The organism is Streptomyces sp. NPDC017246 (genome assembly GCF_044331325.1).
Taxonomy (GTDB): Bacteria; Actinomycetota; Actinomycetes; order Streptomycetales; family Streptomycetaceae; genus Streptomyces.
In genome coordinates, this window is the sequence record NZ_JBIRMW010000003.1 from 274,439 (window position 1) to 285,970 (window position 11,532).

Below are 11,532 nucleotides of genomic sequence, written 5' to 3' on the forward strand. Positions count from 1 at the left end.
CGGGAGTCCTCGGCGTGATCCACGGGTGACTCCGAGGTGAACGCGGGTCTCTCCGGGCGCTCGTCCCCGCTCAGTGACGCCGGTGCGCCGAGGCGGCGGGTTCACCGAGTGCCCCGGCCGCCGTCCGCCACGCCTCGGTGACGGCCCCGTGGGCCAGCTCCGTCGCGGCGGTCACATCGGCGGGCAGCCGCAGGGGCGACCCGATGTGGACATGGAGGCCCGGCCTCCGCACGGGAGCCGTGAGGACCCCGGCGATCTGCTTCACCCGCCCGCCGGAGGTGATCCGACGGGCACCGGCCTGCCCGATCGGCACGACCGCGGCGCCGGTGACCGCGGCGAGCCGCGCGAGCCCGGTACGGAACGCCTCTGGCGGGTTCTCGGCGGAGTCCGGACGCGGCGGGATGCGGCCCTCCGCGTACAGCATCACGTGCCGGCCCGAGGCGAGTGCGACGGCCGCGTGGTCGAGGGCCGCGGCGGCGCGGGACGAGTTGCGGTGGACGGGCACGTATCCCTCGCGGGTCAGCGCACGGCCGAGCAGCGGGATCCGCCAGAGCCCGGCCGTGGCGAGCAGGACGGGCTCGACGGCCAGCCGCTTGCGGAGCGCGGCGAGGACGAGCGCCGGGTCGGCCGTCGAGGTGTGGTTCACCACCAGGATGCTGCCCGGTTCGAGGAGGGCCCCGGGGTCGGCGGTGACGGTGAGGCGCCCGAAGAACGGGACGACATGGGCGGCGAGACGGCTGAGCACGGAGGAGCCCCCTGGATCCGAGGACGATGTGCGGACTCCTCCATCGTGCGAGAGCGCGCGGTCCCCGACATGAGCACGCGTACTCAGCTCACGTACCCAACCGGTGCCCGTGGGGGACTCGGTGGCCGGGTACGTTCCCGTCCGGTCTACGCTGGCCCCGACAGGGCGGCACGCCGGTACGCGGTTGACACCGGGGCGGCGGCGACAGGGGGAGGGGCGGGACGGTGGGACGTTCGGTGCGACGACTCGCGACCCTGCTGCCCGCGATGCTCTGCGCGGTCTGGTCCCTCCTCGTGCTTCCGGCGCCGCCGGCGCAGGCGACGGTCCTCACGGCCGCCGCGGCCCACCACACGGCCTCCATGGCTTCGGCGTCCGTCATGGCCGTGACGGTGACGACGGCGCCGGCCCCGGCACATCCCTCGTCCCAGGGGGCCCCGTCCCACGGCGCCTCGACCCATGGCGCCCCGTCGCCCCGCACCGCGCCCCGCGCCGCTGCGCCCGAGCCGCACTTCGCGCCCACCGCCGTCGTACGCCTCCCGGCCGCCGTCGAGAACCCCGCACGGATCCCGGGAGCGGCCGCGGCCACGGCCGTCGTTCCCGCCGACCTCGTCCTGCCCGCGCGCGGTGTCCTCGTCGGCGACCCCCGCCGGGAGCGTGCGCCGCCCGGCGACGCCCACGGCCCGCCCGCCCCTCGCGGCCCTCCCGCCACCCGGCACAGCTGACGTTCCTCCGCGTCGCCGTCCGGGCCATCGGCATGTCCCCATGTCCCCGGACCGGTTCACGACGCGTATCCGACCGTACGCCCGGCACGGCCGGCGAGCGCTCCACCCTCCGCGTGGACGCGTGCCGCCGCCGTGCGCCGCCTGTGGAGTGCCCGTGTCCTCTCGCTCGCCCCGTTCCTCTCCCCCTCGAACCGCCCGGTCCACGGTCTGGCGCGCGCTGCTCGCGCTCGCCGTCGTCGCGCTCTCCCTCTGGATCACCCTGACCACCCCGCCCCGGCTCGGACTCGACCTCCGCGGCGGGACCCGTATCGTCCTCCAGACCGAGGACGGGCCCACCGCCCGTGCCGACGCCGCCTCCACCGACCGCGCCCTGGAGGTGCTCCGCAAGCGCGTCGACGGCCTCGGCGTGGCCGAACCCTCGCTCGCCCGCTCCGGGGAACGGCGCATCGTCGTCGAACTCCCGGGGCTGCGCGACCCGCGTCAGGCGGCCGAGGTCATCGGCCGCACCGCCCAGCTCACCTTCCACCCCGTCACCGGAGCGTCCGAGGGGCCCGCCGGACCCGCCGCGCCGAACGGGACACGCGTCCTCGCCGACCCCGACGCGCCGGGCGGCTTCCTCACCCTGGCCGCCCCCGCGCTCACCGGCGACGGCGTCAAGAGCGCCGAGGCCGTGCTCGACACCACGAACGGCCGTGGCTGGACGGTCGACCTCTCCTTCCGTGACCGCGCGGCCGACACCTGGGCACGCCTGACCGGCGACGCCGCCTGCGCGGCGCCCGGGGACCCGGCCCGCAGGGTCGCGATCGTGCTCGACGACCGCGTCGTGTCCGCGCCCGGCATGCAGGACGGCGTCCCGTGCGGCACGGGCATCGGCGGCGGCTCCGCGCAGATCACCGGAGGGTTCTCGGGGCAGGAGGCACGCGATCTCGCGGCACTGGTCCAGGGCGGCGCGCTGCCGGTCCCGGTGTCGACGATCGAGCAGAGCACCGTGGGACCGACGCTCGGCGCCGAGGCGATCCGCGCCAGTGCCCTGGCCGCCGTGATCGGCCTCGCCTGCACCGGACTCTTCGTGATGGTGGTCTACCGGCTGCTCGGGGTCCTCGCGACCGTCGCCCTCCTCCTCTACGGGCTGATCTCGTACGCCGCGGTGGTCGCCCTGGGAGCCACACTCACGCTCCCCGGCCTCGCCGGGTTCGTCCTGGCGATCGGCATCGCCGTCGACGCGAACGTCCTCGTCTTCGAACGGGCGAGGGAGGAGTACGCGGCACTCGGCCGGGACACCGGGCGTGATCCGCGGCGGCCGCTCGCGACGGCGTTCGGCAAGGTGTGGAGCGCCGTCGCGGACTCCCACGTCACCACCCTGCTGGCGGCCGGCCTGCTGTTCGTCTTCGCCACCGGGCCGGTCAAGGGCTTCGGCGTGACGCTCGCGATCGGCGTGGTGACCTCGCTCCTCACCGCGATGGTGATCACCCGGCTCCTCGCCGATCTGACGCTGGGCCTGCCCGTGGTGCGCAGGCGACCCGCGGTCACCGGCATGGCGGGACTCGGCCGGCTGCGGACCCGGCTGAACCGCCGTGTCCCGCGCCTGATGGCCCACCGGCGCCGCTGGCTGCTCTCCTGCGCGGGGCTTCTGATGGTGGCACTCGCCGGGATCGGTGTCCGGGGGCTGGAGTTCGGAGTCGAGTTCACCGGCGGCCGGGTCGTCCAGTACACGGCCGAACGGCCCGTCGACGCCGACGCGGCCCGCGCGGCCGTCGCGGACGCCGGCTTCCCCGATGCCGTCGTGCAGACGACCGGCACCGGCGACGGGTCCGACGGAGAGGACGTGTCGGTACGCGTCCGGGAGACCGGTGACGCCGCACAGGGCGAGATCCGGGAGGCGCTCACCCGGGTCGCGGGCCCGGTGGAGGTGGAGCGCGACGACCTGATCGGCCCCAGCCTCGGCGGGGAGCTGCGCACCCACGCGCTGGTGGCGCTCGGCCTGGCGGTCGCCGCCCAGCTCCTGTACCTGACGGTGCGCTTCCGCTGGACGTACGCGACGGCCGCGGTGGCGGCCATGACCCAGGACGTGCTGCTCGTGGTCGGCCTGTTCGCCTGGTCGGGCAAGCCGGTGGACAGCGTCTTCCTCGCCGCGCTCCTGACCGTCGTCGGCTATTCGGTCAACGATTCCGTGGTCGTCCTCGACCGGCTGCGCGAGCTGCGGCGCCGCGGCGGGGGCGTCCCGCTCGCGGACCTCGCCGACCGGGCCGTCGCCCAGACCCTGCCCCGTACGGTCAACACGGGTATGGGGGCGCTCTTCGTGCTGGTGGCGCTCGCCGTTCTCGGCGGCGACTCGCTCACCGACTTCTCCGTCGCGCTGCTCGCGGGCGTCGTCCTGGGCATGGCGTCCACGGTGTTCACGGCGATGCCGCTGGCCGTCGCGCTGGAGACCCGTAACCCGGCGTCGTCCGCGGCTTCCGGCGGCGGCTCCGCGCCACGGCAGCGGGCGGGCGCGGGCCGGGACCGCTCGGGCGCGGTGGTCTGACCCGTCGACGCCGAGGGGCCCGGTGCCGACATCGGCGCGCGCGGCCGCGGCGGCGGCGCACCTCGCCCCACTCCGTACGGACGCCGCGTACGGAGCGGGGCGCGGCTCCGGCGTCCGCGGGGGTGACGGACGGCCGATCTCCGTTCATGAGCCGTCGAGTTCGGCCTCGATCAGGTCGGCCGCCCGGGCCGTCCCGCCCTCGCGGGCCATCGACTCCTGGATCTCCCGGCCGCGGCGGGCCACCTCGGGATCGCCGAGGAGCGCGAGCAGGTCCGCCCGCAGCCGCTCCGGGGTGACCTCCTCCATCGGCAGGTGGCGCGCCACGCCGAGGGACTGGAGCATGTCGGCGTTCCCGAACTGGTCGACGGCCTGCGGTACGGCCACCATGGGGGTGGCGGTGGCCAGGCCCTCCTGGCTTCCTCCCGCTCCCGCGTGGGTCACGAAGGCGTCGGCCTGCCGCAGGATCGCCAGCTGCGGCACCCAGGAACGCACTTCGACGTTGGCGGGGACGACGCCGAGCTCGGCCGGGTCGACGAACTTCCCGATCTGGAGGACGACATGCCAGCCCGGGAGTCCGGCGAAGGCCTCGACGCAGTCCCGGTAGAAGCCCGGCAGCTTGGTGAAGGCGGAGCCGAGCGAGACCAGGACCACCTTCTCCGCCTCCTCGGGACGCTGCCACCCGCCCTGCTCGGCCCGTTCGCCCTGGCAGGCGCCGACGAACGTGTAGACGGACTCGTCGACCCGGTCGGCCTGCGGCTGGAGGGCCTTCGGGATGAGGACGAGCGCGCGGCGGGGGCGGGCGATCAGCCTGTCCGGGTGGGTGCCGACGCCGTGCCCGGTGAGCCAGGCCTCGAACCGCGCGTAGTACGCCTTGCCGCGGGGCGAGGCCTTCAGCTCGGCGAACATGGGCTCGGCGACCTCCTCCTCGTACCCCTCCCACGGCACGAGGTTCGGCCACAGGGAGACGGCGGGCACGCCCCAGCCGTGGGCGAGGACGGGGGCCGGGTAGGCGGTGATGTCATGGAGGACGAGGTCCGGGCGGTCCTTGTCGAAGGCCTCGGCGAGCTGGGGCAGCGCCTGCACGGCGTCGTTCAGGAACGGTTCGATGTTGTCGATGAGTTCCGTGCCCCAGGCGTCCGGGTCGTCGTCGGTCGGCAGGGTCGAGGTGTAGACGACGGGCGTGGCCCCCGTCTCCGCGACCTTCTCGGCGAAGGACGCGGGGACGGCGTAGCTGACGCGGTGGCCACGGGCGACGAGCTCGCGGATGACCTCCAGGCTGGGATTCACGTGGCCGTGGGCGGCGATGGAGAACATGGCGATGTGCGCGGGTGACGCGGTGGTGGTCATGACGACCACCGTAAACGAGACGGAACGTATCGTCTAGTGGTGTAGGCGGCCGAGAGCCGGGACTCGGCATGAGCCGGTCGGTGCGAGTTCATGTCCGGGCCCCGTCAATCGTGAGATGTGCATGCCAAGATGGCGTGTCGCATCATGCCGTCGACCCAGGGGACACAGTGAAGACACAGGTGTACGCCACCAGGAGCGCGCTCGCCCTCGCCGGAGCCCTCACGCTGATCATCGCCCTGCCCAGCAGCGCCTTCGCCGCACCGCCCCCCGCCCTGCCCGCCAACGCCGACGGCCTGGAGCAGACCTTCCAGCCGGCCTTCGACTACGACACGGACGGCTGCTACCCCACGGCCGCGATCGGACCCGACGGCACGATCAACGGAGGCCTCAACCCCTCCGGCGCCCTCAACGGCCAGTGCCGCGACTCCTGGGACCTCACCCAGACCAACGGCTACGCCCGCTCGAAGTGCAACAACGGCTGGTGCGCCATCATCTACGGCCTGTACTTCGAGAAGGACCAGGCCGTGATCGGCAGCGGCCTCGGGGGACACCGCCACGACTGGGAGCACGTCGTCGTGTGGGTGCAGAACAACCAGGCGCGGTACGTCTCCACGTCCGCCCACGGCAACTTCAACACCTACGGCCGGGACGCGATCCGCTGGGACGGCACCCACCCCAAGGTCGTCTACCACAAGGACGGCATCGGCACGCACTGCTTCCGCCCGGCCAACGGCAACGACGAACCGCCCGAGAACCACCAGCACAGCTGGCAGTTCCCCAGCCTGGTCGGCTGGAACGGCTACCCCGCCGGGCTGCGCGACAAGCTCAGCCAGGCCGACTTCGGCAGGGCGGTCTTCGGCCTGAAGGACGGCAACTTCGCCCCCCACCTGGCCAAGGCGAAGCCGTCCGGAATCCCCTTCGACCCGTACGCCTGACCGCCGGTTCACGCGCGGGTCCAGGCGTACGCCGGCCCGTGGGCCGTACGTACGCCTGACCCGCGGACCTGCGCGTACGCCCGGCCCGTGGGTCCACGCGTACGCCCGCCGGGGCAGTACCGGCACGGCGGCCGCCGCGGCCGGTCACACCGCGGCAACCTTTCCCGTCCCCGCGGCGACTACCGTCCGCCCGCCCTTCCCGGTGGGCACCCCCACGACGGAAGGACGCACGCCATGACCGAGACCCGAAGCAGGGCGAGACACCGCAGGCGTGGCAAGGCGCCGGCGATCGGTGTGCCGGCGGCGCTCGCCGCGGCAGGTGTCCTGGCGTACGGCACGGCCTTCGGCGTCTTCGGCGAGGACGCGCGGCCCCGGGCGACGGCGGCGGACGCGCCCGACTGGGCGCGGGCCGTCGCCGACGGGTTCGCCTCGGTCGACGCGCTGGGGCAGCAGGGGACGTACGGCGGCCGGGACGGGAGGACGGTCACGGTCCGGACCCTCGCCGACCTGGAGAGGTACGCCACCGCCCCGGAGCCGTACGTCATCGTCGTCGCCGGGACGATCACGGTGAACCCCACGGGCAAGGAGGTCAAGGTCGCCTCCGACAAGACGATCGTCGGCTCGGGGACGTCCGGCCACATCGTCGGCGGCGGCTTCTTCCTCGGACAGGGCGTCCACAACGTCATCATCCGGAATCTGACGATCCGTGACGCCTACCAGGGCATCTGGAACGACAAGGACCACGACTTCGACGCGGTCCAGATGGACGGCGCGCACCACGTGTGGATCGACCACAACGACCTGCGGCACATGGCCGACGGTCTCATCGACAGCCGCAAGGACACGACGTACGTCACGGTGTCCTGGAACAGGCTCGGTAACAACAACAAGACCTTCGGCATCGGCTGGACGGAGAACGTCACGGCCGACCTCACGATCCACCACAACTGGTTCCGCGAGACCGAACAGCGCAACCCGTCCACCGACAACGTCGCCCACGCGCACCTCTACAACAACCTCCTCCAGGACGACCCGGGCACGAACATCACCTCGTCGTACGGGAACTACGCGCGCGGCAGGACACGGATGGTCCTGGAGAACAGCGTCTTCCAGGGCATGAACAACCCGGTGATCAAGGACGGCACCGCGACCCTCGTACAGCGCGGCAACGTCTTCTCCGGCACGACGGGCCGCAACGAGAGCGGCGGTACGGCGTTCGACCCGAGGGCCTTCTACCCCTACACGCTCGACTCGGCGTCCCGGGTGCCGGCCCTCCTCACGTCCGGCGCGGGGCCGCGCTCCACGATCGGCACGGCGGGCACGGGGAGTTCGACGGCCGCTCCGGCCGCCACTGCGGCTCCCACGGTCCTCACCGTGGCCAAGGACGGCAGCGGCCGGTTCACGAGCGTCCAGAAGGCCGTCGACGCCGTGCCGACGGGCAACAGCTCCCGCGTCGTGATCCGGGTGGCCCCCGGCGTCTACCGGGAGACGGTCAAGATCCCCTCGAACAAGCCTCGGATCACGATCGAGGGCACGGGCGGCAGCCGCAAGGACACCGTCATCGTCGAGGGCCACGCCTCCGGCATGACCAGGCCGGACGGCTCGGGGACGTACGGCACCGGAGGCAGCGCCACCGTGGCGGTCGAGGCGGACGACTTCCAGGCCCGCAACCTCACCCTCTCGAACGACTTCGACGAGGCCGCGAACCGGAACCTGAACGGCCACCAGGCCGTGGCCCTGCGGACGGCCGCCGACCGGATCGTCCTCGACGGCGTCATCGTCACCGGAGACCAGGACACCCTGCTCCTCGACACCGCCGCCAAGGACAGAATCGGCCGGGTGTACGTCACCGATTCCTATGTGATCGGGAACGTCGACTTCGTCTTCGGGCGGGCCACGGCCGTGATCGACAAGTCGGTCCTCACGCTGAAGAAGCGCTGGGACGGCACCTCGGCCGGCTATGTGACGGCGCCGAGCACCCCGGCGGGCCGCAAGGGCTTCCTCATCACCCGCTCCACCGTGAACGGCGACGTCGCCCCGGGCAGCTTCCACCTCGGCCGCCCCTGGCACGCGGGCGGCGACGCGACGCTCTCCCCGCAGACGACGGTCCGCGACAGCGTCCTCGGCGGCGCCGTGAAGACCACGCCCTGGACGGACATGGGCGGCTTCTCGTGGAGGTCCGACCGCTTCGCCGAATACCGCAACTCCGGCGCGGGCGCGGGCCCGGCCCACACGAACCGTCCCCACCTGACAGCCGCCGAGGCCGCCACGCAGACCACCACCCACTGGCTCGGCGACTGGACCCCTCTGACCGGCTGACGACCGAAAGGAGGTCAGGACCCCCAGCCGGGCAGCCGACCGCCGTCGATCAGGGTTCCCGTGAGCCGGACGCCGCCGCCGGCATCGGTCCGTACGGCCATGGCCGGCCCCTTCGCGGTCGCCTCCACCGCGCCTTCCGCCGCGAGTGCCGTCAGACGGCGGCTGCCGGCTGCGAGGTAGTAGCGGGCGCCCGAAGGCGCCTGCCAGTAGGTCCCGGCGGCGATGTCCTGGCCGAAGCGGCTGCACATCGCCGTGTCCGTCGGTGTGCGGGCCGGTCCCGGCAGAGCCGTGACCGTGCCGTCCGGCCCGTCGAGGGTGACCGTCACGCGGGCTCGGCCCCGCCAGGTCTCCGCACGCGCGCAGGTCCAGGTGGCCAGGCCTGCCCCCTCGGGCAGGAGTTGTCGGGCGAACTGCCAACGGTTCACAGCCCGTACGCCGGTTCCCCGGAGGGCGATGAGCGTGCAGGCGGACCGGGACCAGGCGGCCAGGCCCTCCGCCGATGTCGCCTCCCGGGGCTGCCGTGCGGGAGCCGCCGTGCCGGGCGGCGGAGTCCAGGTCAGATGGACGGGAGCCGGTTCGCCGAGGTCGGCAAGGAGGAAGGAGTGGTGCTCCACGATCTGCCGGGACGACCGCAGTACGAGCACGGGCGCCTGCTCGCACGCGCCCCGTACGCCCGGGACGGGCCCGGTGATCCCGTCCCGGGAGACGGCCAGGGCGGTGCTCGGGCCGTCGGGCCGGAGCAGGTCTCGAAGAGCGCTGTCGTCGATCCAGGGGGCTAGCAGGAAGCGGGCGTGCGTGGCCGTTCGGCTGACTGCCACGGCGGCTCCGCCGGTGACGTCCGCGTCGTCGGCCCGGGCGATCGAGAGGCTTCTCGACGCTGTCCCCGTGGCCGGCTCCGTGTAGAGGGCGAGCCGTCGGTCGTGGTGGAGAAGGACGACGCCGGCGCCGTCGACCGAGCCGGCGAAGAGCAGCTGTGCCGGCTCGGCGGGTGGACGAGTGGAGGTGTCGGGGGTGGCGGTGACCCGGACCGTACCGTGGTCGCCTGCGTCGCCTCCGTCACCTGCGTCGGCGCCGTTCGCCCACGCGTCGAGAGCGCGGGAGAGCAGGGCGGTGTCGCGGGTCCTCCTGCCGCGCGCGGGCCACGCGGTGAAGTCGACTCGGCCCGTGTCCGCCCAGGCCTCGGCAGGGGCGCGGACGAGCCGGAGCGGGTCGGTGGCTCGCGCGTACCCTTCGGCCTGGGGCCCCGGCGCGGCGCTGACGCTCCGCTCCGGTGCCGCCCGCGACGCGGACCACGCGGCCGTCACCACGGCGGCGAACGACGCGAGAACCGCGAGAACCGCGATCATGGCGATCGCGGACCTCTGGCGACGTCGCAGCAGGTCGGTCGGGCGGATCTGGACGGTGCAGGGGTCGAACTCCACCCCGTGAAGGAGCGATTCAGCACGGGGGCCGACGGTGGCGCGGAGGATCTCGGCCTGCCGGAGGGCGTCGGCGGGGTCGGCTGTCCCGGCCTCCAGCAGATGTGCGACGTCGGCCGGGGAGATTCCCTCGAGCACGCGCAGCACGAACGCGGCGCGGACGTCGGCGCGTGTGGCGGCCAGTTCGCGGTCGAGGGCGAGTTCACTGTCGTGGCCGGCCCTGGGGAAGATCAGAAGTCCCAGGACCACCGGCAGGCGGAGACCCGGGCGCCCCGCGTGAAGCCGGCGCGGGTGACCGGCGGCCTTCAGCGCCGCGCTCACGACCCTTCTCAGCAGCCAGTGGTGGGCCGAGGGGGAGGCCTGCTGGTGCTGAGGGATCAGGGAGTGGCCGGAGGGTGAGGCCGACGTGCCGGGCAGGGCCCTCTGGACGATCGCGTGGGCCGTGAGGACCCTGCGGTGTCGCCCGAGGGACGGCGGCAGAATGAGATAGGCGAGCCTCACGAACTGCGGATAGTGCTCGATGAGGGCCGCCTCGGCCTGCTTCCTGGTCGGACGTACAGGAGACGTCGGCGACTCGTCGGAAGATATGCCCGCGGGATGAGGGGTGTGGTACGCCTGCATGCCTGCACAACGAGACGAGGCCCGGCCGGTCACCCAGAAGGCTCAGCGGGGGCCGCGCCGTGACCCTTGCACGCCGGTCGTGAGGTCGCGCCGGTCGCGGTGGTCGGGCCGGTTGCGGAGGTCGGGCCGGGGCCGGTCGCGGTGGCGGGGCCGGCCGTCCCCGTCGCGCCGGCCGCGGTGGTCGGACCGGGGGAGTGGGGCACCTCCCGAGGACCGACGGCCCCCCGCCGCCACACGGTCGACATGGTGTCAGTCGCGGGTGAGGAGACCGGCGACGAGCCGCGCGGCGAGTTCCTGCCACACCTGTGCGCCCCTCAGCATGGAGTGCCCACCGGTCCGCATGGGGATGCCGACCGCGTCCGCCCCGGCCTCACGGGCCCGGCGCACGAACGACCAGGAGTCGTCCGCGGAGGTGACGCGATCCCGCTCGTCGTGGAGCAGGTAGATCCGGCGGTCCCGAAGATGGCCGACCGGTTCCCCGGGCGGGCACCAGGGCGCGAGGGCCACGACACCCCGGACCCCGGGGTCACCGGCCGCCCGGAGCGCGGCGCGCCCGCCCATGGAATGGCCGAGCAGGACGACCGGCACGTCGCCCAAGTGCGCGCGCAGCCCCGCGAGGGCGGCCCGGGTGTCTCTGACGGCGTCGGCCCGGGCGCCGTTCCAGCCACGATGGCGGTAGCGGACCTCGGCCAGCAGCACCGACTCCTCGGGCAGGGCACTCAGGACGGCCGTTCCGAACGGCCGCAGGCGGAGCGCCGGCAGATTGAGGACCGGGGGCGCACGGAGCCCGTCCGCCCGTCCACCGTGCAGCAGGAGCACGGCGCCCGTCGGAGCGTCGGGCTCGGACCTGATCACCAGGCCGCCACCTCGTACGCGCCGCCGCACCGGGCCCCTGCTCACG

The 11,532-nt window shown here is 73.8% G+C and carries 7 protein-coding genes and 1 pseudogene; 4 read left to right on the forward strand and 4 right to left on the reverse strand.

Translation table 11 applies throughout. The annotated features are described in order from the left end of the window. Window positions 1–70: 70 nt before the first annotated feature. Entirely contained in the window at window positions 71–745 is a 675-nt protein-coding gene (locus ACH4MY_RS09820; protein ID WP_398000061.1) for a lysophospholipid acyltransferase family protein, read from the reverse strand. A gap of 236 nt (window positions 746–981) precedes the next feature. Here ACH4MY_RS09820 and ACH4MY_RS09825 point away from each other — a divergent pair, with 236 nt between their 5' ends. Both ACH4MY_RS09825 and secD read left to right on the forward strand, forming a co-directional pair. Beyond that, window positions 982–1,467, forward strand: coding sequence for a hypothetical protein (locus ACH4MY_RS09825; protein WP_398000064.1), 486 nt, complete (start codon window positions 982–984; stop codon window positions 1,465–1,467). A 154-nt stretch (window positions 1,468–1,621) separates the two neighbouring features. Beyond that, window positions 1,622–3,991 (forward strand): protein translocase subunit SecD, encoded by a 2,370-nt coding sequence (secD, locus tag ACH4MY_RS09830; RefSeq protein ID WP_398000066.1) that lies wholly within the window; start codon window positions 1,622–1,624, stop codon window positions 3,989–3,991. 144 nt (window positions 3,992–4,135) lie between these two features. On the opposite strand, the pseudogene mgt reads toward secD, so the two are convergent. Beyond that, window positions 4,136–5,408: pseudogene (gene mgt, locus ACH4MY_RS09835) on the reverse strand (macrolide-inactivating glycosyltransferase). A 109-nt stretch (window positions 5,409–5,517) separates the two neighbouring features. On the opposite strand from mgt, the gene ACH4MY_RS09840 reads away from it, so the two are divergent. Together ACH4MY_RS09840 and ACH4MY_RS09845 are read left to right on the forward strand one after the other, a co-directional pair. After that, complete coding sequence (locus ACH4MY_RS09840) at window positions 5,518–6,273, forward strand: NPP1 family protein (protein WP_398000576.1); 756 nt, start codon at window positions 5,518–5,520, stop codon at window positions 6,271–6,273. 234 nt (window positions 6,274–6,507) lie between these two features. Beyond that, window positions 6,508–8,592, forward strand: a complete 2,085-nt coding sequence (locus ACH4MY_RS09845; RefSeq protein ID WP_398000069.1) for a pectinesterase family protein — start codon at window positions 6,508–6,510, stop codon at window positions 8,590–8,592. 14 nt (window positions 8,593–8,606) lie between these two features. Here ACH4MY_RS09845 and ACH4MY_RS09850 read toward each other — a convergent pair whose 3' ends face one another. Then, window positions 8,607–10,631 carry a hypothetical protein gene (locus tag ACH4MY_RS09850; RefSeq protein WP_398000072.1) on the reverse strand — a complete coding sequence of 675 codons (2,025 nt, stop codon included), beginning with the start codon at window positions 10,629–10,631 and terminating at the stop codon, window positions 8,607–8,609. Between the two features lie 249 nt (window positions 10,632–10,880). Beyond that, window positions 10,881–11,486, reverse strand: a complete 606-nt coding sequence (locus ACH4MY_RS09855; protein ID WP_398000075.1) for an alpha/beta hydrolase — start codon at window positions 11,484–11,486, stop codon at window positions 10,881–10,883. Window positions 11,487–11,532: the final 46 nt, after the last annotated feature.